Consider the following 25404-nt stretch of genomic DNA (forward strand, 5'->3'; position numbering starts at 1 on the left):
GTGACCACTATCGGCGGATTTGATTATATATGAACTTATAAGGGCGAACATATTCGCATTGATTCTCACGTTATGGAAATCGACTCTATACTTCAACCTGATCTAGTTGTGAGTCCGGTGTAGAGGATCCACATGACCGTATTCAATTACGTGTCGGCGTGTAACTACTTTGTATTGAACGGATTCTCGTCCGGAGGTGTTCGACCCGAATGAGCACGGACGACGAATCATTCCACCCACTCGGTCGAGAGTGGGAAGGCGAACTCGAGGAGATGCTCGATGACACCGAGTACGACAGCGACCTGGGGATGAAGATGGCCCAGGACGCGATGCGTGTCACGAAAGGTGAGCTCTCCGAAGCCGAATTCCACGAAATGTATCACGACGACGTGATGGAGGAGTTCGGTGTCGACGATCGCCCAACCGAAGCCGCCTACGAGCAGGCCCAGGAAGCGCAGAAGGGGACTGCGACGCGGATGCTCGAGGCCTTCGAGGGCGACGGCGAACAGAGTCGCCGCGAGACGATGAAAAAGATGGGTGCCGGTGCAGCTGCTGTCGGTCTCGGTGCGTGGGCAACCGTCGACGACGGTCCCGAAACGAACCTCGCCGCTGCCGACGGCGACGACGGCGGTTCCAACGAGGGAACCCAGCTCGGGATGGTCATCGACCTCGAGCGCTGTGACGGTTGTCTCTCCTGTGTTGCTGCCTGTCAAGAAGAGAACCAGACCGATCAGGGCGTCAACTGGATGTACGTCCTCGATTACCGCGAACCGGGTCAGGACGAACCCGGCGCGAGCCGAAACCGACTCGTCCGACCGTGTCAGCACTGTACTGACGCCCCCTGTGAGAAGGTGTGTCCGACAACGGCTCGACATACCCGTGACAAGGACGGCCTCGTCCTGACTGACTACGACGTCTGTATCGGCTGTCGCTACTGTCAGGTCGCCTGTCCGTACGGTGTCAACTACTTCCAGTGGGACGAGCCTGACGTCTCGACCGACGAGATCGAAGAGATGCACAGCGACATGGACGGCGACCACATGGTCGACGACCGTGACCGCTGGGTCGACAGTCGCGCTCCCCGTGGCGTGATGAGTAAGTGTACCATGTGCCCAACCCGACAGGACGGACATATGGGTGATGAGTACCGGGGAACGACGGCCTGTGAGGAAGCCTGTCCGCCCGAAGCGATCAACTTCGGCGACATGAACGACCCCGACAGCAAACCACAGCGCTATCTTCGGAACGTCGTTCAGACCCGTGCAGAACGGATGGTCGACGGCGAGAGCCCGAACCGCGAGAACGTCCAGGAGTCGTATGACTTCCTCGAGGGCGACATCGAACTGCTCGACATGGAGTATCTCGAGGACGGCGACCACGACGAGATCGAGGCCGCGCTGTTCATTCAGGGCGAACTCGACGCCGACGACCTCTCGCTCGACGACGAAGAGCTCCGCGAGATCGTCATCGACATTCTCGGCGGTGCCGACGCGCTCGAAGACCTCGACGAGGAGGAACTCGGCACGCTCGCCGACATCCTGCTCGGCGATGCGGACGAAGGCGACGCCGACGCGGACGACCGCGAGGCGGCCAACGACGCCATTGATGCCGTCATCACGAACGCCGAAGACGGCGTTCAGAACGTCGTCGACCGCTACGAGTCCCGCGAGATCACGCCCGCCGAAGTCGAGGAATCGCTGCTGATCCTCGACGGCGAGGAGGAACCGTGGGTGTCCGAAGACGGTATTACGGACGAAAGCACCGCTCAGCAGGTCCTCGAGGCCTACGCTGGCGGCGAAGCGTCGACGTTCAAACTGCTCGAGGAAGTCGGAACGAACCCGAACGTGACGTACGTCGGCAACGAGCCGGGTCCAGAAGCCGAACAGGTCGACGGACCAGTTGCCTACTCCGACATCGGGCAGACGGACAACCGCAAGGACGTCCTCGACGAGTCCACTGTGGGTGACTTCGGGGTGTCCCTATGAGCACCAAGTCACCAACTGAAGCGGACATTCTCCGTCCGGTCAACAACGTCTCGAAGAAGTTCTTCATGCTGTTTGGTGCCTCGGCACTGGCACTCGGCATCTTCCTCGTTGCCTGGATGTACCAGTTGGCCAACGGGATGGCTGTCACCGGACTCTCCGATTGGGGCTCCGGCGGCGGTGTGACGTGGGGGCTGTACATCGGTGCGTTCATCTGGTGGGTCGGGATCGCTCACGGGGGGATCATCCTCTCGGCTGCGGTTCGCCTGCTCGGCATGGATCGCTACATGCCGGTCGCACGACTGGCTGAACTGCTGACGATCGCCGGCCTCTCGGCGGCTGGCTTCTACATTCTGGTCCACATGGGCCGTCCGGACCGGATGGTCACGAGCGTCCTCGGTCACTATCACATCACGGTCAACAACTCGCCGCTGGTGTGGGACGTGACTGTCATTACGGCGTACTTCGTGCTGACGGCGACGTACCTCGCACTGACGCTCCGGTACGACATCACCCGTCTGCGCGACCAGCTGCCCGACCACTTCGAGCCGGTCTATAAGGTCATGACCCTCGGCTACACCAAGGACGAAGACGAAGTCGTCGAGCGCATGGTCTGGTGGCTCGCACTCGCGATCATCATCATGGCGCCACTCCTGCTTCACGGCGGTGTGATCCCATGGCTGTTCGCGGTGCTCCCCGGCATGCCTGCCTGGTTCAGCGCCGTGCAGGGACCACAGTTCCTGACCATCGCGCTGACTTCCGCGATCAGTGGCGTCATCATCGTCGCCTACGCGTTCCGTCGTGCCTACGACTGGGACCACATCATGACTGACGACGTCTTCCGTGGCCTGTTGCTCTGGCTCGGATTCTTCTGCCTGCTGTTCCTCTGGCTGCAGCTCCAGCAGAACGTCGTTGGGCTGTTCGCAGCCCCAGTCGACACGTTCGTCGCACAGGAAGCGACCCTCTCACACTGGGCCTACCTCCTCTCGATGGGGCTGGTCTTCGGGACGCTCGCGTACATCTTCGCACAGACGATCCGTCCATCGCTGTTCACCAAGGCACGCGCCATTGGCGCTGCGCTTCTGGTGCTCACTGCGACGCTGCTCGAGAAGCTGCTGTTCGTCGTTGAAGGCTTCATGCACCCGACGTTCGAGATCTACGCGAACACGCCCGGTGAGTACTTCCCAAGCGTGATCGAGTGGCTGTCACTGCTCGGCACGATCGGGATGGTCGTGTTGGTCTTCCTCGTCGTCTCGAAGGTCGTCCCCGTGGTCGAACTCCACGCGGTCGAACATCTTCGCGGTGACCACGGTCACGGCCACGACGACGCGGATGACGCTGCAACCGAGTCGGAGGTGAAAGCATGAGTCTTGCACTCTCGATGGGACTCGAGACAGTCCTCTATCACGGCTACGAAGCCACTGGTGACATCACCGGCTTCCCGAACATCGGGACGTACCTGATCTTCGGGATCATTCTGGTCCCGATCTACATCATGGTCATCTCGTGGTTCGCCGGTGAGCCACGCGACACGAAGACCGGAATGCTCGGTGTCTCCTATCTCGTCGGCATCGCGGCGCAGATGTGGATCGGTATGTTCATCCTGACGGTGATCATCGGTCTCATCTTCTACGGTGGGATGCCGGAACCGCTCGGTGCAGCCGGACCGTCCACTGACTCACCGATCTTCGGCTTCCTGTAAGCCGGACGGTGTTTCCGGACCGACCACAGCCATCGATTCTTGTCGGTCCGTTTTTTGATCGCTGCCCCAACAGCCGTCTGAGCGTGCAGTATCGTCTCGAGTCGCCACCCCGGCGAACGCCACGTTATTTGGTAACATGATCTGCCTGCACACACAGGGGAAACCACGACTCACTCGAGTCACGAATCGAGCGTATGACCGCGCTCGCAACACTGGCGACCGTCCTCTATCACGGCTATGAGGGCACTGCTGGGTTGACCGGGTTCGCCAACGAGGGGACATACATTATCTTCGCCGTTATTCTGGTCCCCATCTATGTGATGCTCGTCGCGTGGTTTGCCGGGGTCCCTCGAGACACGAAAACGGGGTTGCTCGGCGTTTCATATCTCGTCGGGATCGCGACGAGTATGTGGGTCTCGATGCTCGTTTTGACGGTGTTGATCGGGCTCATTTTCTACGGCGAGTTTCCGGGCGTGTAACAGTTCTCGAACCGCATCGGGCCGGCCCCGGTGTTGATCGAACACTGAACCATCACACGTATCCCGTTCGGCTACTTTACTCTCGAGTAACGCATACCACGCACTATGAGCATCACAGAACACGAACTCAAGATCGAACTCGAGGGGATCGAAGACCCGGACATCGGCGAGGATATCGTCTCACTCGGGTTGGTCAACGACGTCCGCATCGAGGACGAGACGGCCAAGATCTCGCTTGCACTGAACGCGCCGTATGCACCCTCCGAGATGGAACTCGGGAACCGGATCCGTGAGGTCGTCAGCGAGGCCGGACTCGAGGCCGACCTGCGCGCCCACGTCGGCTCGGAACACGGGTTCGACGACGAGGTGCTCCCTCGCGTCCGAAACGTCATCGCCGTCTCCTCCGGGAAAGGTGGTGTCGGCAAGACGACGGTCGCCGCAAACCTCGCTGCGGGCCTCGAGAAGCGCGGTGCCATGGTCGGCCTGCTCGACGCGGACATTCACGGCCCGAACGTGCCACGCATTCTGCCGGTCGAAACCGAACCCGGCGTGACGCCGAGTGAGGACATCGTTCCGCCCCGATCCGACGGTGTCCGAATCATCAGTATGGGCTTTATGATGGAAGACGAGGACGATCCAGCGATCCTCCGTGGACCGATGGTCAACAAGTTCATGCTGAAGTTCTTAGAGGGCGTCGAGTGGGGCCGACTCGATTACCTCATCGTCGACCTGCCGCCGGGGACGGGTGACGCGACGCTGAACCTGCTGCAGTCGATGCCCGTGACGGGTGCCGTCGTCGTGACGACACCTCAGGAGATGGCGCTCGACGACACACGGAAAGGAATCCAGATGTTCAACAAACACGACACGCCGGTGCTGGGCGTCGTCGAAAACATGAGTTCGTTTATCTGTCCATCCTGTGACGACGAACACGGCCTGTTCGGCACCGAAGGGGCCCAGACCATCGTCGACAAATACGATATCCCGCTGCTCGGTCAGATTCCGATCCACCCCGACTTCGGTGCTGAAGGCAGCGAGGGGGCACTCGTCAAAGACGACTCGAGTCCGGTCCAAGAGACCGTCGAGGAGTTCGTCGCCGAAGTCTCCGACCGCGTCGGTGAGACCAACCGTCGGACGGTCGCCGAACACGTCGGTGGCGGCGAACCGGACGATGCGCTTCCAACCGAAACGGAAGACTAAGCGCCTCCGACTGCCTGCACGTCGTTTCATACGGGCTGCGATCCCGATATCCCGAACCCGAGACTAGCCTGCAGGCCACACCGTAACCGACGGACAGGAGTCCGTCTCAGGGCTCTTTTTCGAGTTTCCACTCGAGTGTTACCGTGATTTTCTCACGGGGTCCACCGAGCATCGGCGAGCGCTCTTCGACTTCGATTCCGTACTCGAGTTCCGGCGGAGGTGACAGCGTCAACAGCTTGTTGCCAACTCGGACATCGGCGGCCCCCTCACTCCGAATTTCCTGTGCGAGTTCCTGTACCAGATCAGCGGCCTCCTCCCGTGAAACCTGTTCGTCGTGATCGGTCGTCTCTGCCATAGGAGATGGCCACCGAGCGGACATAAATAGGTTGGCGGCGATTCGGCAGGGACGGCACTGTTCACACGGAACTAGCAGTTGACGTATCTGTTCTTGAGAACGATAGCGGCGACGAGTGACCGACACGAGCAGCGACACGACCGCTGAACTCCCGTCACTCCGTCGGCGGGACCGGTTCGTCCTCGAGCAGCGAGCGGACGTACTTCGTGACGTGGTCGTCGATTCGGCGTTTGTAGCCGGCCTGTCGGGCGAGGCGATCGAGTTCGCGGGCGACGAGGCTGCCGTACTGAACGGCCTTTTTATCCCGTCTGGCGACGTCCTCGGGGAGCACGTCGGCAGCGACGAGCCGAAGCGCGCGTTTGCGTTCGTCCTCGTCGGCCAGCAACGAATCGGGGAGCCGCAGCGCTGCGTCGACGACGGCGTCGTGGAGCAAGGGCATGACTGGCTCGAGCCCCGTCGCCTCGATTGCGTGGCGGTCGCGAGGCAGCTGGTCGGGCAGTGTCGCGATCCCTTCGCGAACGGCCCCGCGGGTCGTTTCGGCCTCGACACGGTGGTCGAGATGGACGACTTTCTCGTAGCCGCCGAACAGCTCGTCGGCTCCCTGTCCCACTGCCAGCGCGTCGAAGCCCTCGGCGGCGACGTGTTCGCCGACCAGCGACAGCGGCAGCGCGATCTGGACGTCCATCGCGTTCGTTCGGCCGATCGCACGGGCGACGTGGGGCACGGTGCGCTCGAGATCCGTGGGCTCGAGGGAGACGACGGTTAGCTCGCGGCCCATCGCATCGGCGGCCGTCCGGGCGGCCTCGACGTCGTGGCTGTCGGGAAAGCCGACGACGAAAAGTGGCGCGTCGAGCAACTCGGCGACCAGCGCCGAATCGACGCCGCCGGAGAAGGCGACGGCGATGTCGTGGTCGGCAGATCGGGCGTCAGTTGTCGCCGTTCGGATCGCGTCCGAGAGCCGCTCGAGTGCCGCGTCGTGGTCCGTCTCGAGTGGCGGCTCGGGGAGCGTCCACCGGGGCTCGGGGTCGGTCTCGGCTGTCAAATCCAGCGTCGATCCCGGCGGGAGGAGTTCGGGTACCTCGAGGGCGGTGGGCTCGAACGCCCACTGGGTGTCGGGGTTCGTCGGGTCACGGTCGGCCTCGACGTACAGCGGAACGCGGCCGAGAACGTCTCGGACCAGTGTCCCGTCGAGTTCTCCGGCGAAGCCGACCGTCCCTGGCAACGGCTCGTCGTGCTCGAGCGCTCGACGGACGAGTTCGGCGTCGGCACCGCGCAGCGTCGGGCTCATCGGAACAGCCCCAGAACGCCGTTTCTGACGCGTCTCGAAACGCCGCCAGCAGCCTGTTGAAAGCTGATCCGCCACGGTGTTCGTTTGCCCTCGACGGAGGTGCGACCGGCGCGGATCGCCTCGAGGATCGCGTCGACGGAGCGCTCGTCGGCGTCGACACGGGTCACGGCTTGACCGACCATCTCGCTGATGTGTGCATCACTCCCGGCAGTCATCGGCAGTTCACGGGACCTGGCGAAGCGCTCGGCCTGACGGTTCGCTCGGCCGGTCAGCAGTCGGGAGTTGTAGATCTCGATCGCATCGCCCATGGCGAGTTCGTCGCGGGAGACCCGAGCCATCACGCCGTGGCGTGACTCCTGGAACGGGTGTGGAATCACCGCGAGGCCGCCCTGATCGTGGATCGCCTCGAGCGTCGATTCGTAGGAGAGTCCGGGCGGGACGGCCTCCTCGAGTCCGAACCCCAGAATGTGGCCGGCTTTGCTCGAGATTTCCATCGCCGGAATGCCGACCAGTCCGTATTCGGGGGCGCGCTCGGCGGCGGCGAGGCTGGCGTCGATTTCGTCGTGGTCGGTCACGGCGATCGCGTCCAGGCCGACGGCGTCTGCCTGTTCTAAGATCAGTTCGACCGGATCTCGGCCGTCATAGGACAACGACGAGTGAGCGTGGAGTTCAACCGACAGCACGTGTATGTCCCATGGTTAGGGTGGATCGATCAAAAACACCCCGGTCCGTGGTGTGACTCCGACCGTCGGCTACTCGTCGGGATCGAGTTCGACCAACTCGAGCGATCGATCGAGGTGACAGACGTCGTGTGGCGGGTCGCCGATGATATCGCGGATGCGATACTCCGTGTCGAACTCAACCGCGTCGGGTTCGCAGTACTCGTGGCTCGGACAGTCGACGTACGGACAGGAGCCGGGCAAGCTCGTTTTGCTGCCGGCGAACGCGCCTTTCGAGGTGATGTTCGCGCGAACGGAGACGGGCTCGACTTCGACCGCGCGGACGCCGCCGTCGTGCATGGCACACTCGAGGGTCTGAGCGTTCTCGCGAATGGATGTGATGCGGTATTTGCTCCCCTCGTTCAGATTGAGACACTGGCTCCGGTAGGGACAGCCGGCACAGGCGTCGGCCTCGCCGTGATAGACGAACTCGGTGTCGGGCTCGGCGAGGCGAGTTCCGACGAGCGTAACGGTGGACATGGTGGTGGGTAGTTCCCGGCCGCGGTTAAGACTCACGTCCGGACAGCACACACTCGAGCCGGCGTTGCTGGCGGCTTATACTGCCGGACAAACGATTCACGCACCGATCGCACGCGAACGCGCGTCGCCGTCGTCGACGCGCCGTGAGACGCGATCAGGCGTGTACTGACTGTTGCCCGTCAGTATGAGGCCGAGTCGGAGGCGTCGTCCGCGGCTGTCGGTCCAGTCAACTCGTCGAGTCGCTCGAAGTACGTCTCTCGTGGCACCTGATAGAGGCCGCGGTAGTCGACCTCACCCTCGGCGAACGCGCGAGCGAGCGCGAGTGCACGGGCGATGGCGTCGTCCTGTGTTGGAAACCGCTCGTTCTCGGCGGAGACGTCGGGCTCGAGATAGAGCGTGACGTACCAGTCAGTTTCGTCGGTTCGGGTGGTCGGATTCGTCCCGGGGCGGCGGGTTCGCTTGCCGTGGGTCACGTACAGCGTGGGGAGACAGGCCGCAGGGAAGTCATCGCCGTTGAAGACGTCCGGCCGGTATGCGAGTACGAGCCGGCCGTCGTCGCCGTGGCTCCAGACGTCCCAACCGTCCGCAAGCGACGAGCGCAGCCGTTCGGAGTCGTCGTCGGACGCCGTATCAGTCATACGTCGTGTTACCCTCGCCGGCCGTATATACTGTCGGAGACGGACTCGAGTGTCGTCATCGAACTCGACTCGCGCGAGCCGCGGGCCAGCCGCGCGCGAGCGTTCCCGGACCCTGCAAGCCGATAATTTATGTCGCGATTGCTCGATTGAGTGGTGTGGTACCGAATATCTGTATACGATTCTGGTAGTATTTGCCTGCAATAAGCTCCTGATAAATATCTTTTGGGGCTAAAGCTAAGTAGCTGGATTACTCACTCATTAAACACTATCGGTATCCGTCCGACGGACCGATTCACCCTGCGTCCGTCCCCGGCGCACCGTTGTTCATGTCCCCGATACGGACCTCGCGCAACGGCACGTGGTGATCGATCACATATGACACGACAGACCGCCGCCTACTGCGGTTCGGAACGCCCGACGAGCCTGCCACTCGAGGCGCGACCCGAACGCGACAGTGACACCATGTCTGTCGACGATGCAGTTCGACGGATTCCGACGGTTCGACCACGATGCCACGGCTGGTCGGACGACGTCCGCTCCGAACACGGTCCGTATGACTACGGACGATGCAGACGGGGGAGACCGCAACTGGCAATGATACCATGACCGGTGACATCGAGACACTCGAGAAGCTCAGTACGGATTACAAGGAATCGATGCCCGCAGACCTGCGGGAGACCAAGTCCTTCGACTGGTACCTCGAAACGCTGTACGAGGACCCGAAGGTCACCCGCAACGCCCACCAGCGGGTTGCGGACATGTTCGACTACTACGGGACGTCTTACGACGAGACCCGAGGAATGGTCGAGTACAAACTCGCCTCGGAGGACCCGTTGAACGACGGTGAGAACACCTTCTACGGGACGGTGATCCACCAGTCGATCCACGAGTTCGTGAACAAGGTCAAGTCGGGTGCCCGTCGACTGGGTCCGGAACGGCGGATCAAACTCCTGCTCGGGCCGGTTGGCTCCGGGAAATCTCACTTCGACAAGCAGGTTCGAAAGTACTTCGAGGACTACACCCTCCGCGATGAGGGGCGGATGTACACCTTCCGCTGGACGAACCTCTGTGATGTCATCAAAGACCAGGACCCCGCTGACGACACCGTTCGGTCGCCGATGAATCAGGACCCGCTCGTGTTGTTGCCCGTCCAGCAGCGCCAGCAGGTGATCGACGACCTAAATGAGCGTCTCGACGCACCCTACACCATCCAGAACGAGCAGGCGCTCGATCCGGAAAGCGAGTTCTACATGGACAAGCTGCTGGCGTACTACGACGACGACCTTCAGGCCGTCCTCGAGAACCACGTCGAGATCATCCGGCTCGTCGCCGACGAGAACAAACGCCAGGGACTCGAGACGTTCGAGCCCAAGGACAAGAAAAATCAGGACGAGACGGAGCTAACGGGCGACGTCAACTACTCGAAGATCGCCATCTACGGCGAGAGCGATCCACGCGCGTTCGATTACTCCGGGGCGTTCTGTAACGCGAACAGGGGAATTTTCAGCGGTGAAGAGCTCCTGAAACTCCAGCGCGAGTTCCTCTATGACTTCCTGCACGCGACCCAGGAACAGACGATCAAGCCAAAGAACAACCCGCGGATCGACATCGACCAGGTGATCGTCGGGCGGACGAACATGCCCGAGTACAAGGACAAAAAGGGCGACGAGAAGATGGAGGCGTTCAACGACCGCACCAAGCGCATCGACTTCCCGTACGTCCTCTCGTATGAAGACGAGGCCCTGATCTACAACAAGATGCTTTCCAACGCCGACGTCCCCGACATCAACGTCGAGCCCCACACCTTAGAGATGGCGGGGCTGTTCGGCGTGCTCACGCGGATCGAAGAGCCCGACACCGAGACGGTCGACCTGCTCTCGAAGGCGAAGGCGTACAACGACGAGATCGACGAGGGCGACGACATCGACGTCAAGAAACTCCGCGAGGAAGCCGCCGCGAAAGCCGAAATCGGCGAAGGGATGGTCGGCATCTCGCCGCGGTTTATCGGCGACGAAATCGCCGAGGCGATCATGGACTCGAAACACCGCCAGCGCGGCTTCCTCTCGCCGCTGACGGTGTTTAACTTCTTCGAGGAGAATCTCGAGCACCACGGCTCGATCCCCGAAGACAACTTCGAGAAGTACTACCGCTACCTCGAGATGGTTCGCGAGGAGTACAAAGAGCGCGCCATCGAGGACGTCCGCCATGCACTGGCTTACGACTTAGACGAGATCCAGCGTCAGGGCGAGAAGTACATGGACCACGTGATGGCCTACATCGACGACGACACGATCGAAGACGAACTCACGGGTCGCGAGCAAGAACCCGACGAGACGTTCCTCCGAAGCGTCGAGGAGAAACTCGACATTCCCGAAGACCGCAAAGAGGACTTCCGCCAGGAAGTGTCGAACTGGGTCTCCCGCCGTGCTCGCGAGGGCGAGGCGTTCAACCCGCAGGACAACGAGCGCCTGCGCCGCGCCTTGGAGCGAAAGCTCTGGGAGGACAAGAAACACAACATCAACTTCTCGGCGCTGGTCAGCGCCAACGAGTTCGACGACGACGAACGCTCGTCGTGGATCGACGCGCTGATCGAACAGGGCTACTCCGAGGCAGGGGCCAAAGAAGTACTCGAGTTCGCCGGCGCGGAGGTCGCCAAAGCAGAGATGGAAGACTGATATGACTGGCAACGACTACGTCACCGAGGCTGACCGCACGCTAGAAGAGACCTACGAAGAGCCGATGAGCCTCGCGGCGTACGTCGATCGGATCTTCGAGAACCCGACGATCGCCTCCCACGCCTCGAAATACTTGCTCGAGGCGATCGAAGCCGCGGGCACCCGAACCGTGGTCGAGGAGGGCGAGGAGAACGAGCGCTATCGCTTCTTCGACGATCCACACAACGACGGCGAGCACGCGATCTTGGGCAACACCGAGGTGTTGAACCGGTTCGTCGACGATCTGCGATCGATCGCTTCGGGCCGGGCGAAAGACGAGAAGATCATCTGGTTCGAGGGACCGACCGCGACGGGCAAATCCGAACTCAAGCGCTGTCTGGTCAACGGACTGCGCGAGTACTCGAAGACGCCCGAGGGCCGCCGCTACACCGTCGAATGGAACGTGACCACGGCTGGAGCCGACGATCGCGGACTGAGCTACGGCGACAGCGATCCGACCGCGATGGACGACAAACACTGGTACGAAAGTCCAGTCCAGACCCATCCGCTGTCGGTGTTCCCCGAGTCGGTCCGCGAACGGGTGCTCGCGGACTTAAACGGCGACCTCGAGGACCACGTCCCCGTCCGGGTCGATGCGGCGCTCGATCCGTTCTCGCGGGAGGCGTATGACTTCTTAGAGGAACGCTACCGCCGGGAGGGCAAGGAGGCGCTGTTCTCGGCGATCATCGACGACGACCACCTGCGGGTGAAAAACTACGTCGTCGACATCGGACAGGGGGTGGGAGTCCTCCACTCCGAAGACGATGGGTCGCCGAAGGAACGACTCGTCGGCTCGTGGATGCACGGCATGTTGCAGGAACTGGACTCGCGGGGTCGGAAGAACCCACAGGCGTTCAGTTACGACGGCGTCCTCTCGCAGGGCAACGGCGTCCTGACGATCGTCGAGGACGCAGCCCAACACGCCGACTTGCTCCAGAAGCTGTTGAACGTCCCCGACGAGCAGTCGGTCAAACTGGACAAGGGGATCGGAATGGACATCGACACGCAGATGCTGATCATCTCGAACCCCGATCTCGAGGCCCAGTTGAACCAACATTCGGACAGAAACGGGATGGACCCGCTGAAAGCGCTCAAGCGACGGCTGGACAAACACCAGTTCGGCTACCTGACGAATTTGAGTCTCGAGTGTGAGCTCATTCGCCGCGAACTGACCAACGAGACGTCGGTCTGGGAGGCCGAGAGCTACGCTGAACTCGAGGACCGGATCCGAGAGCCGGTGACGGTAACGGTCAAAGATCAGACCGGCGAGCCCCGACCACAGGAGTTTGCACCCCACGCGATCGAGGCGGCCGCGCTGTATGCGGTCGTCACCCGGCTCGACGAGGAGAGCCTGCCGAACGGTCTCGATCTCGTCGATAAGGCGTTGATCTTCGATCAGGGCTTCTTGCAGGAAGGCGACTCCCGCCGGGAGAAAGACGAGTTCGACTTCGATGACAACGCCCACGACGGCGAACACGGGATTCCGGTGACCTACACGCGGGACACGCTTGCGGAACTCCTCCAGACGGACCGGGATCGACACCATCCCGAACTGTCGGTCGAGGACGTCGTGATGCCACGGGACGTGTTGAACACGATGGCTGAGGGGCTCGCGAACGCACCCGTCTTTTCGATGGGCGAGCGCTCGGAGTTCGAAAACCGGATCGTGCCCGTGAAAAACTACGTCTTCGACCGTCAGGAGTCGGACGTCATCGAGGCGATCATGCACGACAAACGCGTCGACGAGGAGACCGTCGCCGAGTACGTCGAAAACGTCTACGCGTGGGAGACCGACGAACCGCTGTACAACGACCGTGGCGAGCGCGTCGAGCCGGACCCACTGAAGATGAAGCTGTTCGAGGTCGAACACCTCGGCCGCTTCTCCGAGGCCGAGTACGACGGCAACGTGCCACGCGAGAGCGTCCGGAACTTCCGCCGTGAGAAGGTGATCACGTCACTGAACCGCCACGCGTGGGAACACCGCGACGAGGATTTCGCCGTCGAAGACGTCGATCTCACCGCGATTCCGGTGATCAAATCCGTTCTCGAGAGCCACGACTGGGACGACGTCGAACGAACGTTCGAGGACTTCGACCCCCGCCAGTGGGACGACCCACCGAGCGGGACGGAGACCGCAGCGGTCAAAGACCGCACGATCGAGACGATGGTCGAGCGCTTCGACTACTCCGAGGCGTCGGCCGAACTGACCAGCAGACACGTTATGGGACAGGTGAGCTACCGATGGGACTGAGAGACGACCTCGAGCGATTCCGTGAGGTGGGCGAACAGCGCCGCGAGGATCTGGCCGACTTCATCCAGTACGGCGACCTCGCCGGCGGACAGGGATCGATCCAGATCCCGGTCAAGATCGTCTCGCTGCCGGAGTTCGAGTACGATCAGCGCGATCAGGGTGGCGTCGGGCAAGGCGACGGCGGAACGCCCGACACCGGCCAGCCGGTCGGCCAACCCCAGCCACAGCCGGGTGACGACGACGGCGACGACGGCGAGCCCGGTGAGGAGGGCGGCGACCACGAGTACTACGAGATGGACCCCGAGGAGTTCGCCGAAGAACTCGACGAGGAACTCGGGCTCGACTTAGAGCCGAAAGGCAAGCGCGTGATCGAGGAGAAAGAAGGGCCGTTTACCGACCTCACCCGGTCGGGCCCCGACAGCACGCTCGATTTCGAGCGGATGTTCAAGGAGGGTCTCAAGCGAAAGCTCGCGATGGACTTCGACGAGGAGTTCCTGCGCGAACTCTGTAAGGTCGAGGGCATCGAGCCCCGCGAGGTCTTCGAGTGGGCCCGCGGTGAGAGCCTGCCGGTGTCGATGGCATGGGTCGAGGAGGCCTACAGCGAGATTCCCGACGAGGAACGGGGCACGTGGGCCTCGATCGAGGCGGTCGAAGCGAACGTCGAACGCGAGAGCGTCCAGCAGAAGATTCGCCGGGAGGGGATCAAACACGTCCCCTTCCGCCGCGAGGACGAACGCTACCGCTACCCCGAGATCATCGAGGAAAAAGAGAAGAACGTCGTCGTCGTCAACATCCGCGACGTCTCGGGGTCGATGCGCGAGAAGAAACGCGAACTCGTCGAACGGACGTTCACGCCGCTGGACTGGTATCTTCAGGGCAAGTACGACAACGCCGAGTTCATCTACATCGCCCACGACGCCGACGCCTGGGCGGTCGAACGCGACGACTTCTTTGGCATCCGCAGCGGCGGTGGGACGAAGATCTCGAGTGCGTACGACCTCGCGGCCGAACTGTTAGAGGAGTACCCCTGGAGCGACTGGAACCGCTATGTCTTCGCCGCGGGAGACTCCGAGAACTCGAGCAACGACACCGAAGAGCGCGTCATTCCGAGAATGGAAGAGATTCCCGCCAACCTTCACGCCTACGTGGAGACCCAGCCAAGCGGCAACGCCATCAACGCGACCCACGCCGAGGAACTCGAGCGCCACTTCGGGACCGATTCCGACGACGTCGCGGTGGCGTACGTCAACAGCAAAGACGACGTGACCGACGCGATCTACGAGATTCTCTCGACGGAGGGTGAAACAGATGAGTAAACGCAACTCCAACGCGGATCGATTCCGCAAACAGGCGATCGCCAGCGACTTAGAAGAGCCGGTTACGGAGGCCAGAAACCTGGCCCAAAAGCTCGGCCTCGAGCCGTACCCGGTCAAGTACTGGATCATCGACTACGACGAGATGAACGAACTCATCGCCTACGGAGGGTTCCAGAGTCGATACCCTCACTGGCGGTGGGGGATGCAGTACGACAAGCAACAGAAACAGGGCCAGTACGGCGGCGGCAAGGCCTTCGAAATCGTCAACAACGACAACCCGGCCCACGCGTTTCTCCAGGAGTCGAACACGATCGCCGACCAGAAGGCGGTCATCACTCACGTCGAGGCTCACTCCGATTTCTTCGCGAACAACGAGTGGTTCGGCCTCTTTACCGGCGGTCGGGTCGACGAAGACGCGGTCAACGCTGCGGCCATGCTCGAGCGCCACGCCCGGGCGATCGACGAGTACATGTCCGATTCCGAGATCGACCGTGCGGAAGTCGAGAAGTGGATCGACCACTGTCTCAGCCTCGAGGACAACATCGACCAGCATCAGGTGTTCAAACGACGACTCGACGTCGACGGCCCGGCCGACGCGATCGACGAGGATATCGCGGAGAAATTGGACGAACTCGGACTCTCCGACGAGATCAAAGGCGAGGTCTTCGACGACGAGTGGCTCGAGAAGTTCGAGGAGAACGACGTCCAGACGACGTTCCCCGAACAACCTCAGAAAGACGTCCTCGCCTTTGTTCGCGAACACGGCAAGCAGTACGACGACGAGACCGGTCGGGCGGTCGAGATGGACGCGTGGCAACGTGACATTCTCGATATGATGCGCGCGGAGGCGTACTACTTCGCCGCTCAGAAGATGACGAAGGTGATGAACGAAGGCTGGGCTGCCTACTGGGAGTCGACGATGATGACCGACGAGACCTTCGCCGGCGACGACGAGTTCATGAACTACGCCGACCACATGGCGAAGGTCCTTGCGTCGGGCGGGCTCAACCCCTACAGCCTCGGGATGGAACTCTGGGAGTACGTCGAGAACCGAACGAACCGCCGAGAGGTCTTAGAGCGCCTGCTTCGTGTCGAGGGCGTCTCCTGGCGAAACCTGATGGACGTCGTCGACTTCGAGAGCGTCCTCGAGACGCTTGAGGCACCTGCCGCGATCGATACGATCACGCCCGAGACGCTGGATGCACTCGAGGACGTCCCCGAGGAGTGGGTCGACCACGAGGCGCTTGCGGCGGCCCGTGACGGCGAGATCGATGTCGAGCAGTATCCATGGAAGGTGTTGACCTACGAGGGACTGGCGCGCCGGCACTACTCGCTGGTCAAGCGCCAACACCGCGGCTTCCTGACTCGAGTCAGCCAGCAGGACGTCGAACAGATCGGGCGGTATCTCTTCGACGATGCACGCTATGGAAGCATCGAGGAAGCACTCGCAGACGTCGAGTTCACCACGGGTTGGGATCGGATGTTCGACATCCGCGAGAGCCACAACGACGTGACGTTCTTGGATGAGTTCCTCACGCCGGAGTTCATCACGGAGAACAACTACTTCACCTACGAACACTCCAAGGCGACCGGTCAGTTCCACGTCGCAAGCGACGCGGCCGAAGACGTCAAAAAGAAGCTGCTCTTGCAGTTTACGAACTTCGGGAAGCCGACGATCGCGGTCTACGACGGCAACTACAACAACGCAAACGAGTTGCTGTTGGGCCACCAGTACAACGGCGTCATGCTGGACCTTGGACAGGCTCGCGAGACGCTCAAACGCATCTTCGAACTGTGGGGCCGGCCGGTGAACCTGCTCACGATCGTCAAAGAGGTCGACGACCACGATATCGAGGTGGCGAAACGGCGCAATCGGGAACCCGAACCCGAAGAGCGTGGCAAACTACTTCGCTATGATGGAACCAATGTGACGATCGAAGACGTCCCGTGGGAGGAAGTCGACCATCTGGCAGCCGACGATGTCGATTACGACACCAAGCCGGACGAATGGCTCGCCTGATATTTATTTTGTTCAGGAGTATTCGAATCAAATCCCGGAAAGCTTTTACCGTCGATCGCACATGCTCGGGATGTAATGGATGGGCAAGGGGGGGAAACGATTCAGCAGCGACGAACCGAGGGGGACGCGTTCGAACTGCCGTCAGTGCTTGCACAGCTCGATACGGATGACCCAGCCGAGCAACGGGCGGCCGTCGAGACGATCCACGACACGCTGACCGAACGGCCAGCGGCGTGTATTCCAACCGTGCCGAAACTCCGTGGGCTGCTCGAGCAGCCCTCCTTCGAGGACCACGAACGGGTTGCGTACTGTCTGGCTGAACTCGCAGCCGAATCGCCGTCCGATGTTGCGCCGTCGGCCGACGAACTCGTCTCGTTTGCCGTCGACAACCCGACGGAGCCAGCGACCCGTGAACTCTGTCGCGGCCTCGAGACGCTCGCCGCCGAGCACCCGGTGGCCCTCGTCGATCACGTCGAGTCGATCGCCGAGATCGGCGACCAGCAACCGGCCGACAACTGGGAGACGCGTGCCAACGCCGCGGTGGCTCTGTCTCACATCGCAGCCGAAGCGCCGGGGGCGATCGAACCTGTCCAAGAATCGCTGCTCGCGTTACTTGCGGACGATCACGAACGCGTGCGTGCGAGCGCGTGTGCTGCGCTCGGCCATGGCGATTGCGAGGGGGTCACGGACCAGCTTGCGGCGCGTGCGAGTTCGGACCCGTCGTCGACGGTTCGAGAGCAGGCCGACTGGGCGCTGGCGGAGCTTTCGAGTGATGATTGACGGGTGCCACACCGATCGTCCGGCAGCCGACGACCGGGTGGACACCGATGGGCAGTGACTCTCTGATGACCCCAAACTAGTGGTCGCTGGCTCGCATGGGGGGCGTATGCCACAGACGACGGTTTCGGTCTCGACCGACGCTTGGCTGACGACCGTTGACGTGACTGACCGGCTTGCCGACGCCGTCCCCGACGACCTCGAGTCGGGGACCGTAACCGCGTTCGTCCGGCACACGACGGCCGGCCTTCTCGTACAGGAACCCGAACCACGACTCCGCGGCGACATCGAATCGTTTCTCCGAGACCTCGTCCCCGACGAGGGCCACGCACACGACCAGCTAGACGGGAACGCGGACTCACACCTCCGGGCGGCACTCGTCGGCCCGGATGTGACGATTCCGGTCGAAAACGGCGAGTTGGCACTCGGGACGTGGCAGTCCGTCCTCTTGCTCGAGTGTGACGGACCACGGACGAGGACGGTGTCGGTGACGTCCGTCAGCGAGTAGCGTCCGTCAGGAGACTCGAAGCGGGCGATCCGCGGACACACAGTCGACACCCCGCCACTCGAGGAGCTTTGCGACGGCCCGGTACTCGAGCGACCACGCGTGGATCTCGAGGTCGACGGCCGTTGCACGGGGGACGAGCCACGTCGACAGACACCGCCAGTAGTTCGCGCCGATAACGTCACAGTCGAGTTCGACGGCCGTCGTCACGGGCGTCTCGAGGTCGCGACTGACGAGTAGCCCTGTCGGCTGGCTGGGGTCGAGTTCCCGGATCGCTCGCAGTTCGGCGAGCTGAAACGAGGTCGTGACCACCCGATTCTCGACATCGGCGAGTGCCTCGAGGACGTCCGCTGCGATCCCGGACGCTTTCATTTCGAGGTTGATCTCGACCGTCGTCGGGAGCGCCTCGAGCACCTCCTCGAGTGTCGGCACCCGTTGACCCGAGTCGAGGACCGTGTACGTTCGAAGCTCCTCGAGAGGGATGTCGGCGACGGTCCCGACGCCGTCGGTGACGCGGTCGATCGTCTCATCGTGGATGACGACGAGCTCGCCCGAGCCACAGCGTCGAACGTCGAACTCGACGGCGTCTGCGTATTCGGCTGCTGACTGGAGCGCTGCGATCGTGTTCTCGGGGGCCGTCGCGGCGAAACCACGGTGGGCGATCAAACGCATTCATCGACACATTGGTGGTGACCGGCTTTAGTTCCACGTTGTCTCATACGGTTTCCTGTCGACACTAACCGCCGATCGCCGACTCGTGCTGGCGATCAGCGGGACACAGGGACAGCAATCCGCATCAGGCGATTGGCAGCGGTGGGGCGGTCTCGGCATCCGCATCTGGCGACGGGCGACGGCTGGTGTGTCGACCACACGTCCTCGAGTGCCAACGTGATTAGTACGTATCGTTAAACGGGCTCACTCGTTATGGGGCGTACGTACAGTCCTTGCTGACCTCGACCGGTCCCCGACGCTGTAGCGCTGTACGGCACGCGATTCATGATCCCCCGACTCGAGACCCCGATTGAACTGCTGTTGGTGGAAGACAATCCCGGCGATGTGAGACTCATACAGGATGCGTTCGAGCAACTCCCGGCGGAGACGACGATCAACGTGACGAGCGATGGCAACGATGCACTCGAGTTTCTCTCGGCGCGATACGATCATCCGACGGCCCCCGTCCCGGATCTCATCCTTCTCGACCTGAATCTGCCTCGAATGGGCGGGTTCGAGTTTCTCGAGACGATTCAGGCCGATTCCCGATTCGCCTCGCTCCCGATTCTCGTCGTCACGAGTTCGACTGCCACCGAGGACGTCCTCGAGAGCTACGAACGTGCCGCGAACGCCTACCTCACCAAACCAACGGACCCCGACGAGTACGTGGCCATGGTCGAGGCCGTCGCGGCGTTTTGGTTCCAGCAGGCCGCGTTGCCGCCGGTCACGTCCTGACGGGCGTCGCCATCGAACGTTCGTCCCACGGTTGATGGCGAGTTCGCCCCCCGCATTCATCTACGTCGTCGTGGTAGCCTGTCGTATGTCACCACAGACCGATTTCGATGTTGATTTCGACGGCACCGTCGCCGTCGTCACGGGTGCAAGCGGGGCGCTCGGAAGCGCCGTCGTCGACCGATTTCGAACGGCCGGCGCGACCGTCTGTGCCGTCGATGTCGTTGCCCCCGACGACGAAGACAGCCTGCTCGAGCCCGACTCGGGCGTCCAGTTCTACGAGGCCGACCTGACCGACGAGGGCGACGTCGAGCGGCTCGTCTCAGCCATCGTCGACGACCACGACCGAATCGACCATCTCTGTAACATCGCCGGCACGTGGCGTGGCGGCGACCCCATCGAAGACACTGATCTCGAGGCGTTCGACTTGCTGCTGAACGTCAACCTGAAGACGGCGTTTTTGGCCGCAAAACACGCCCTGCCTCATCTGCAGGAGACGTCGGGGTCGATCGTCAGCGTCAGCGCACGGTCGTCACTCGAGGGCGGCGAGGGCGACGGCCCCTACCGAATCACGAAAGCCGGGATTCGCCTGCTCACGGAGACGCTCGCCGCGGAGAATCGCGGGACGGTTCGAGCGAACTGTGTGATGCCGAGCGTGATCGATACGCCGATGAACCGCGAGATGATGCCCGACGCGGATCACGACTCGTGGGTCGAGCCGACCGAGATCGCGGACGTGATCGCCTTCCTCTGTAGCGAGGGGGCTGCGGTGACCAGCGGCGCTGCCGTGCCGGTCTACGGCGAAGCATAAAAATCGCGAAAAGAGTCGGCTTCCGTTACAGGTTCGTGCTGATCCAGTCGGCGAAGTCGCCGGTGAGGAATCCGACGTAGCCGTCGACACCGAGATACAGCGTGATGACCAGCACGAGGAGGATCGGCACGCGAATCGCCCAGATCCACGCCTGGCCGCGTCCACCGAGATCACCGATGCCTTTCTCGAGTTCTTTGACGGCCACTTCTGGCGTGATCCAGCCAACGAGGATCACCAGCATGAGTGCGCCGAACACCAGCAGGATACCGTCGGCGAAGCCGTCGAGCAGGTCGAGGAAGATCAGATCGTAGGTGACTGGCACACCCAGCAGGTAGATGATTCCGCCCATGCCGAGTGCTGCTTTCCATCGCTCGACGCCTTTCTCGTCGATGACGTAGGCCGTCACGACCTCGAGCAGCGAAATCGCACTCGAGAGCGCTGCGATGGCAACGGTGCCAAAGAACAGCAAGCCAAGAATGTGACCGCCGCCGATGGTTGCGAACGCTTCCGTCATCGAGATGAAGATGGCACCGGCTCCACCATCACCGGGTTCGGTTATCCCTGCCGAGAAGAAGACGGGGAAGACGACCAGTCCGGTCAGGAACGCGATTCCGGTGTCGAAGCCGATGATCGTTACCCCGTCTTTGGTCAGATTACGATCTTCACCGAGATAGGACGCGTAGGTGATCATCACACCCATCCCGAGCGAGAGCGTGAAAAAGGCCTGTCCGGCGGCCGCCGGCAGCAGCGTCGCCCAGTTGTCGGCGATGATGCTGAACTCCGGCGAGAGGTAATACGAGTAGCCGGCACTGGCGTCGGGCAGCGTAAACGCCCAGACTGCCATCCCGATGAGTAATATCAGGATTGCTGGCACCATCACCTTCACAGCGAGTTCGATTCCTTGTCGGATGCCGAGTGCGACGACCCCGATTGTGATCACCATAAACAGCGTGTGGAAGAAGAACGCATCGAGACCAGTCGATAGCTCTCCGAACATGATCGCCGCATCTCCTTCGTATCCGGTGAGAAGGTTTGCATAGCTTCCCCGAAAGCCCTCGAGGAAGTAGCGGATAAACCAGCCGGCGACGACGCTGTAGAACGAAAGGATGACGAAGCCGGTGACAACGAAGACGCCACCGACGTATTTCCACGAACTCCCTCCCAACTCCATCAGCGCGCCGACCGGGTTTCGTTCGGTTTTTCGGCCGACGACGAACTCGGCCAGGATTGCTGGGAAGCCGATCAATGCGACGAACAGAAGGTAGACCAGCAGGAACGCTGCACCACCACCTTCACCCGTGACGAACGGAAATCTCCAGATGTTCCCCAATCCGACTGCGCTCCCGACCGCAGCCAGAATGAAGCCTGTTCTCGTTGCCCACGTTTCTCGTTGCACCATATCCACCTCATTAAAAAGGCGCTCATATATAACTTTTTGTGGTCACCCTATCAGGTCACCCGGTTCGGTTATTAATCGTGAAAGAGTTACGGAATCCTTTTCCTGTTGGTCCTCGCAGAAACCCGTATGAATCCGACAGGAGTGTTTCGAGCATGACGATGGAAGACCGAATCGATGAACTCGAGGACCTTCGCGAGGAGGCTCGCCTTGGTGGTGGCGAAGACCGAATCGAAAAACAACACGACAAGGGGAAGATGACCGCTCGCGAGCGGATCGATTACTTCCTCGATGAGGGAACCTTCACGGAGTTTGACCAGCTCCGGACCCACCAGACGAGCCAGTTCGGCATGGAAGAGAAGAAAGTGCCGGGCGACGGTGTCGTCACGGGCTACGGTGAGGTCAACGGCCGGACTGTCTTCGTCTTCGCCCACGACTTTACCGTCTTTGGCGGCTCGCTCGGTGAAGTGTTCGCCGAGAAGATCTGTAAAGTGATGGACATGGCGATGGAAGTCGGTGCGCCGATCATCGGCCTCAACGACTCTGCTGGCGCTCGTATTCAGGAGGGTGTCAAAAGCCTCGCCGGCTTCACCGAGATTTTCCGCCGGAACCAAGAAGCCAGCGGCGTCGTCCCGCAGATTTCGGGTATTATGGGACCCTGCGCGGGCGGTGCGGTCTACTCGCCGTCGATCACCGATTTCATTTTCATGGTGAAAGACACGAGCCACATGTACATCACCGGCCCCGGCGTCACCAAGACCGTCACTGGTGAAGAGGTCACCCACGAGGAACTCGGTGGGGCGATGACCCACGCCGGCAAGACCGGTGTGGCCCAGTTCGCCGTCGAGGATGAAGAACAAGCGCTCGATGAGATCAAGCGCCTGCTCTCGTATCTCCCCCAGAACAACGTCGAGGACCCACCACGTGTCGAGCCGTGGGACGACCCGGACCGTCGCGACGAGGACTTAAAGAACATCGTCCCGCCGAGCCCACAGAAGCCCTACGACATGACCAACGTCATCGACTCGGTCGTCGACGAGGGCTCGTTCTTCGAAGTCGCGGACAACTTCGCACAGAACATCGTCGTCGGTTTCGGTCGTCTCGATGGCCGCTCGGTCGGTGTCGTCGCCAACCAGCCACGAGTCAACGCCGGCACGCTCACCGTCGACGCCTCGATGAAGGGGTCGCGGTTCGTCCGCTTCTGTGATTCGTTCAATATCCCGATCGTCACGTTCGTCGACGTTCCCGGCTACATGCCCGGTACGGATCAGGAACACCGTGGCATCATCCGTCACGGTGCAAAGCTGCTGTACGCCTTCTCCGAGGCAACTGTCCCGCTGCTCACTGTCATTACCCGGAAGGCCTACGGTGGGGCCTACTGTGTCATGGCCTCGAAGAACCTCGGCGCGGACGTCAACTACGCGTGGCCGACCGCCGAGATCGCCGTCATGGGACCACAGGGTGCCGTCAACATCCTCTATCGGAACGAGCTCGCGGAAGCCGACAACCCGGACGAACTCCGCGACGAACTCATCGAGGAGTACCGCGAGGAGTTCGCCAACCCATACACGGCGACCGACAAAGGCTTCCTCGACGACGTCATCGTGCCCACCGAGACGCGTCCACGCCTGATCGCGGACCTCGAGATGCTCGAGACGAAACGCGAAGAACAGCCGGACAAGAAACACGGTAACATCCCGCTGTAAGGATGACATCACAACAGTCGAACGTCGAAGTCGACGACGGGAACGCCGCCGGAGCGGGTCCACAGTCACCGGCAGGCGACGCCGCACTCGAGACCGACGTCCTGTCGAATATCGAACTCGACATCCCCGACGACGCCACCGAAGCGGAGGCGGCGGCAATCGCCGCCGCAGTCGGTGCCCATCTTCACGATCACGCACTCGCCGTCGCCGCGGCGGCGGCCGCAAGCGGTGAGGAGACGTGGGACGGCAAGCGCTGGTCGTTTGCCGGCCGCGTTCGAGCCCACCAGAGCCGAACCGTTCGCGTCCCACGCGATGCGCCGACCGATCCGTGGTCGGCCGCCGGCCGGACGAGTCGGTTCTGATACTGTCGGATAGGACTATTCGACGGTCGGCCGCACTACTGCGGCCGCCGTCTCACTGACTGCTGTCCGATAGTCTGAGTCGGCCACCGTTCTATCACGTCCGTCATCTCGGGCAGTTTCGTCTCTCAGATCGCTGCTCGAGGGAGAACGACCTCGTGTCGCTCCTCGAGAACGGTCACTCGAGTCGACTGCTGTCAAACGCTTTAATACACATCATCCACAACCCCCGGGTATGGCCACTGAAACCGAGTCAACCACGGACATGAACATTGGACTGGCGCTTGCGCTTGGTGCGGCTGCGACCATCGGCGCACTGTTGATGTTTATCGGCGCACCGGACATGACGGCAGCATGGGGCTTTGCCGCGGCAATGATTTTTAGCTGCCTCGCCGTTATCGGGATTCACCTGTACTAACATCGCGTTGCAATCCCGGTCCTGTCCGGCGATTGGTTACCGACGCTCCGCCAACAGTTAAGAGCAACCGCACCGTAGGATGAGGCACGGACGATGACCGACTACTCCGACGAAGAGCAGCGAATTCTCTCGTACTTAAGAGAGAGTGCCGCCCGAGGTGAACAGTACTTCCGGGCGAAAAACATCGCCGACGCGATCGGGCTATCGTCGAAACAGGTCGGCGTTCGGCTCCCCCATCTCGCGGAGAAATCGGACGACGTTGATATCGAGAAGTGGGGTCGTGCACGCTCGACCACGTGGAAAGTCACGCTTAGTTGATCTCTTCGGCTGTGTCGCTGTCTGCAGTGGTCGACCTCGGGCCGCGGTCTTTTTAGTACAGACGGCCTCAGTTAGTAGCATGACTGTACGGGTCGACCGTTCGTTCGAGCTGTCGGCAGCTCCCGAACACGTCTGGGAGTTTATTGCCGATCCGAAAAACCGTGCGCGGGCAATCAGCGTCGTTCAGGAGTACACCGTCAACGATCCGGACGGTCGACACGTAACCTGGCACGTCGAGTTACCGATTCCACTCGTTCGCAAAACGGTTCCTGTCGAGACCGAAGACATCACACGCGAGCCGCCGTCGCACGTCAAGTTCGTCGGCAAATCGAAGGTGATGACCGTCACCGGCGAACACGATATCGTCGAGACCGAGACCGGCACGCGCCTCGAGAACCACTTCGTCGTCGATGGCAAACTCCCCGGCGTCGAGAAGTTCTTCAAGCACAATCTGGACGGTGAACTCGAGAACCTCCGGCGGGCGCTCGAGCGTGACCTGCAGACGACCCGTTCCGAGGAGCGATAAC

At 61.7% G+C, this 25404-nt stretch carries 25 protein-coding genes; 18 read left to right on the forward strand and 7 right to left on the reverse strand.

Annotated elements, in window-relative coordinates:
- Window positions 1-209: 209 nt before the first annotated feature.
- The 5 genes from C495_RS15215 (at window position 210) to C495_RS15235 (ending at window position 5363) form a co-directional block, all read left to right on the forward strand.
- Entirely contained in the window at window positions 210-1985 is a 1776-nt protein-coding gene (locus C495_RS15215; RefSeq protein ID WP_008164468.1) for a 4Fe-4S ferredoxin N-terminal domain-containing protein, read from the forward strand.
- Window positions 1982-3349 carry an NrfD/PsrC family molybdoenzyme membrane anchor subunit gene (gene nrfD / locus C495_RS15220; RefSeq protein ID WP_008164470.1) on the forward strand — a complete coding sequence of 456 codons (1368 nt, stop codon included), beginning with the start codon at window positions 1982-1984 and terminating at the stop codon, window positions 3347-3349. The genes C495_RS15215 and nrfD overlap by 4 nt, the downstream gene beginning before the upstream one ends.
- Window positions 3346-3684 (forward strand): hypothetical protein, encoded by a 339-nt coding sequence (locus tag C495_RS15225; RefSeq protein WP_008164471.1) that lies wholly within the window; start codon window positions 3346-3348, stop codon window positions 3682-3684. Before nrfD ends, C495_RS15225 begins: the two co-directional genes overlap by 4 nt.
- Window positions 3685-3878: 194 nt before the next feature.
- Window positions 3879-4163, forward strand: a complete 285-nt coding sequence (locus tag C495_RS15230) for a hypothetical protein (protein ID WP_008164473.1) — start codon at window positions 3879-3881, stop codon at window positions 4161-4163.
- A gap of 105 nt (window positions 4164-4268) precedes the next feature.
- Window positions 4269-5363 (forward strand): Mrp/NBP35 family ATP-binding protein, encoded by a 1095-nt coding sequence (locus C495_RS15235; RefSeq protein ID WP_008164475.1) that lies wholly within the window; start codon window positions 4269-4271, stop codon window positions 5361-5363.
- Window positions 5364-5469: 106 nt separating this feature from the next.
- On the opposite strand, the gene C495_RS15240 is transcribed toward C495_RS15235, so the two are convergent.
- The 5 genes from C495_RS15240 to C495_RS15260 form a co-directional block, all read right to left on the reverse strand.
- Window positions 5470-5718 carry an amphi-Trp domain-containing protein gene (locus C495_RS15240; RefSeq protein ID WP_008164477.1) on the reverse strand — a complete coding sequence of 83 codons (249 nt, stop codon included), beginning with the start codon at window positions 5716-5718 and terminating at the stop codon, window positions 5470-5472.
- Window positions 5719-5872: 154 nt separating this feature from the next.
- Complete coding sequence (locus C495_RS15245) at window positions 5873-7006, reverse strand: asparagine synthase C-terminal domain-containing protein (RefSeq protein ID WP_008164478.1); 1134 nt, start codon at window positions 7004-7006, stop codon at window positions 5873-5875.
- Window positions 7003-7689: a PHP domain-containing protein gene (locus C495_RS15250; protein WP_008164479.1), complete on the reverse strand. Its 687-nt coding sequence runs from the start codon at window positions 7687-7689 to the stop codon at window positions 7003-7005. Before C495_RS15250 ends, C495_RS15245 begins: the two co-directional genes overlap by 4 nt.
- A 69-nt stretch (window positions 7690-7758) precedes the next feature.
- The gene (locus C495_RS15255) at window positions 7759-8205 is read right to left on the reverse strand and encodes a UPF0179 family protein (RefSeq protein ID WP_008164481.1); all 447 of its coding nucleotides are present in this window, start codon (window positions 8203-8205) and stop codon (window positions 7759-7761) included.
- Between the two features lie 179 nt (window positions 8206-8384).
- A complete protein-coding gene (locus tag C495_RS15260) occupies window positions 8385-8843 on the reverse strand; it encodes a DUF5820 family protein (RefSeq protein ID WP_008164483.1) in 459 nt (152 codons plus the stop codon).
- Window positions 8844-9445: 602 nt separating this feature from the next.
- On the opposite strand from C495_RS15260, the gene C495_RS15265 reads away from it, so the two are divergent.
- The 6 genes from C495_RS15265 (at window position 9446) to C495_RS15290 (ending at window position 18429) form a co-directional block, all read left to right on the forward strand.
- Entirely contained in the window at window positions 9446-11518 is a 2073-nt protein-coding gene (locus C495_RS15265; RefSeq protein WP_008164485.1) for a PrkA family serine protein kinase, read from the forward strand.
- Between the two features lies 1 nt (window position 11519).
- Complete coding sequence (locus C495_RS15270) at window positions 11520-13808, forward strand: PrkA family serine protein kinase (protein WP_008164487.1); 2289 nt, start codon at window positions 11520-11522, stop codon at window positions 13806-13808.
- Window positions 13799-15124, forward strand: a complete 1326-nt coding sequence (locus tag C495_RS15275) for a DUF444 family protein (protein WP_008164488.1) — start codon at window positions 13799-13801, stop codon at window positions 15122-15124. Before C495_RS15270 ends, C495_RS15275 begins: the two co-directional genes overlap by 10 nt.
- The gene (locus C495_RS15280) at window positions 15117-17144 is read left to right on the forward strand and encodes a SpoVR family protein (protein ID WP_008164490.1); all 2028 of its coding nucleotides are present in this window, start codon (window positions 15117-15119) and stop codon (window positions 17142-17144) included. Before C495_RS15275 ends, C495_RS15280 begins: the two co-directional genes overlap by 8 nt.
- A gap of 75 nt (window positions 17145-17219) precedes the next feature.
- Entirely contained in the window at window positions 17220-17924 is a 705-nt protein-coding gene (locus C495_RS15285) for a HEAT repeat domain-containing protein (RefSeq protein WP_008164493.1), read from the forward strand.
- A 106-nt stretch (window positions 17925-18030) separates the two neighbouring features.
- The gene (locus C495_RS15290) at window positions 18031-18429 is read left to right on the forward strand and encodes a secondary thiamine-phosphate synthase enzyme YjbQ (protein WP_008164494.1); all 399 of its coding nucleotides are present in this window, start codon (window positions 18031-18033) and stop codon (window positions 18427-18429) included.
- Between the two features lie 6 nt (window positions 18430-18435).
- Here C495_RS15290 and C495_RS15295 read toward each other — a convergent pair whose 3' ends face one another.
- Window positions 18436-19098 carry a glycerophosphodiester phosphodiesterase gene (locus tag C495_RS15295; RefSeq protein ID WP_008164495.1) on the reverse strand — a complete coding sequence of 221 codons (663 nt, stop codon included), beginning with the start codon at window positions 19096-19098 and terminating at the stop codon, window positions 18436-18438.
- Between the two features lie 324 nt (window positions 19099-19422).
- On the opposite strand from C495_RS15295, the gene C495_RS15300 reads away from it, so the two are divergent.
- A complete protein-coding gene (locus C495_RS15300; RefSeq protein WP_008164497.1) occupies window positions 19423-19872 on the forward strand; it encodes a response regulator in 450 nt (149 codons plus the stop codon).
- 85 nt (window positions 19873-19957) lie between these two features.
- The gene (locus C495_RS15305; protein ID WP_049890383.1) at window positions 19958-20680 is read left to right on the forward strand and encodes an SDR family oxidoreductase; all 723 of its coding nucleotides are present in this window, start codon (window positions 19958-19960) and stop codon (window positions 20678-20680) included.
- Window positions 20681-20705: 25 nt separating this feature from the next.
- On the opposite strand, the gene C495_RS15310 is transcribed toward C495_RS15305, so the two are convergent.
- Window positions 20706-22079, reverse strand: a complete 1374-nt coding sequence (locus C495_RS15310; RefSeq protein WP_008164501.1) for a sodium-dependent transporter — start codon at window positions 22077-22079, stop codon at window positions 20706-20708.
- Between the two features lie 158 nt (window positions 22080-22237).
- On the opposite strand from C495_RS15310, the gene C495_RS15315 reads away from it, so the two are divergent.
- From C495_RS15315 to C495_RS15335, 5 genes are all read left to right on the forward strand, one after another.
- Window positions 22238-23782, forward strand: coding sequence for an acyl-CoA carboxylase subunit beta (locus C495_RS15315; protein ID WP_008164503.1), 1545 nt, complete (start codon window positions 22238-22240; stop codon window positions 23780-23782).
- Window positions 23783-23784: 2 nt separating this feature from the next.
- On the forward strand, window positions 23785-24144 hold the full coding sequence (locus C495_RS15320) for a hypothetical protein (protein WP_008164505.1): 360 nt from the start codon (window positions 23785-23787) through the stop codon (window positions 24142-24144).
- A gap of 232 nt (window positions 24145-24376) precedes the next feature.
- A complete protein-coding gene (locus C495_RS15325; protein ID WP_049890378.1) occupies window positions 24377-24559 on the forward strand; it encodes a DUF7525 family protein in 183 nt (60 codons plus the stop codon).
- A 93-nt stretch (window positions 24560-24652) separates the two neighbouring features.
- The gene (locus C495_RS15330) at window positions 24653-24877 is read left to right on the forward strand and encodes a DUF7123 family protein (protein ID WP_006067615.1); all 225 of its coding nucleotides are present in this window, start codon (window positions 24653-24655) and stop codon (window positions 24875-24877) included.
- A 79-nt stretch (window positions 24878-24956) separates the two neighbouring features.
- Window positions 24957-25403, forward strand: a complete 447-nt coding sequence (locus C495_RS15335) for an SRPBCC family protein (protein WP_008164511.1) — start codon at window positions 24957-24959, stop codon at window positions 25401-25403.
- Window position 25404 lies beyond the last annotated feature (1 nt).

It is taken from the genome of Natronorubrum sulfidifaciens JCM 14089 (assembly GCF_000337735.1).
GTDB lineage: Archaea > Halobacteriota > Halobacteria > Halobacteriales > Natrialbaceae > Natronorubrum > Natronorubrum sulfidifaciens.

What these genes read in the sequence shown, in the direction of transcription:
- C495_RS15300 (WP_008164497.1), top strand. Translation starts at nt 19,423, where the DNA reads ATGATCCCCCGACTCGAGACCCCGATTGAACTGCTGTTGGTGGAAGAC.
- C495_RS15315 (WP_008164503.1), top strand. Translation starts at nt 22,238, where the DNA reads ATGGAAGACCGAATCGATGAACTCGAGGACCTTCGCGAGGAGGCTCGC.
- C495_RS15235 (WP_008164475.1), top strand. Translation starts at nt 4,269, where the DNA reads ATGAGCATCACAGAACACGAACTCAAGATCGAACTCGAGGGGATCGAA.
- C495_RS15325 (WP_049890378.1), top strand. Translation starts at nt 24,377, where the DNA reads ATGGCCACTGAAACCGAGTCAACCACGGACATGAACATTGGACTGGCG.
- C495_RS15280 (WP_008164490.1), top strand. Translation starts at nt 15,117, where the DNA reads ATGAGTAAACGCAACTCCAACGCGGATCGATTCCGCAAACAGGCGATC.
- C495_RS15330 (WP_006067615.1), top strand. Translation starts at nt 24,653, where the DNA reads ATGACCGACTACTCCGACGAAGAGCAGCGAATTCTCTCGTACTTAAGA.
- C495_RS15305 (WP_049890383.1), top strand. Translation starts at nt 19,958, where the DNA reads ATGTCACCACAGACCGATTTCGATGTTGATTTCGACGGCACCGTCGCC.
- C495_RS15230 (WP_008164473.1), top strand. Translation starts at nt 3,879, where the DNA reads ATGACCGCGCTCGCAACACTGGCGACCGTCCTCTATCACGGCTATGAG.
- C495_RS15265 (WP_008164485.1), top strand. Translation starts at nt 9,446, where the DNA reads ATGACCGGTGACATCGAGACACTCGAGAAGCTCAGTACGGATTACAAG.
- C495_RS15245 (WP_008164478.1), bottom strand. Translation starts at nt 7,006, where the DNA reads ATGAGCCCGACGCTGCGCGGTGCCGACGCCGAACTCGTCCGTCGAGCG.
- C495_RS15320 (WP_008164505.1), top strand. Translation starts at nt 23,785, where the DNA reads ATGACATCACAACAGTCGAACGTCGAAGTCGACGACGGGAACGCCGCC.
- C495_RS15240 (WP_008164477.1), bottom strand. Translation starts at nt 5,718, where the DNA reads ATGGCAGAGACGACCGATCACGACGAACAGGTTTCACGGGAGGAGGCC.
- C495_RS15290 (WP_008164494.1), top strand. Translation starts at nt 18,031, where the DNA reads ATGCCACAGACGACGGTTTCGGTCTCGACCGACGCTTGGCTGACGACC.
- C495_RS15215 (WP_008164468.1), top strand. Translation starts at nt 210, where the DNA reads ATGAGCACGGACGACGAATCATTCCACCCACTCGGTCGAGAGTGGGAA.
- C495_RS15260 (WP_008164483.1), bottom strand. Translation starts at nt 8,843, where the DNA reads ATGACTGATACGGCGTCCGACGACGACTCCGAACGGCTGCGCTCGTCG.
- C495_RS15255 (WP_008164481.1), bottom strand. Translation starts at nt 8,205, where the DNA reads ATGTCCACCGTTACGCTCGTCGGAACTCGCCTCGCCGAGCCCGACACC.
- C495_RS15335 (WP_008164511.1), top strand. Translation starts at nt 24,957, where the DNA reads ATGACTGTACGGGTCGACCGTTCGTTCGAGCTGTCGGCAGCTCCCGAA.
- C495_RS15295 (WP_008164495.1), bottom strand. Translation starts at nt 19,098, where the DNA reads ATGCGTTTGATCGCCCACCGTGGTTTCGCCGCGACGGCCCCCGAGAAC.
- C495_RS15310 (WP_008164501.1), bottom strand. Translation starts at nt 22,079, where the DNA reads ATGGTGCAACGAGAAACGTGGGCAACGAGAACAGGCTTCATTCTGGCT.
- nrfD (WP_008164470.1), top strand. Translation starts at nt 1,982, where the DNA reads ATGAGCACCAAGTCACCAACTGAAGCGGACATTCTCCGTCCGGTCAAC.
- C495_RS15270 (WP_008164487.1), top strand. Translation starts at nt 11,520, where the DNA reads ATGACTGGCAACGACTACGTCACCGAGGCTGACCGCACGCTAGAAGAG.
- C495_RS15225 (WP_008164471.1), top strand. Translation starts at nt 3,346, where the DNA reads ATGAGTCTTGCACTCTCGATGGGACTCGAGACAGTCCTCTATCACGGC.
- C495_RS15285 (WP_008164493.1), top strand. Translation starts at nt 17,220, where the DNA reads ATGGATGGGCAAGGGGGGGAAACGATTCAGCAGCGACGAACCGAGGGG.
- C495_RS15275 (WP_008164488.1), top strand. Translation starts at nt 13,799, where the DNA reads ATGGGACTGAGAGACGACCTCGAGCGATTCCGTGAGGTGGGCGAACAG.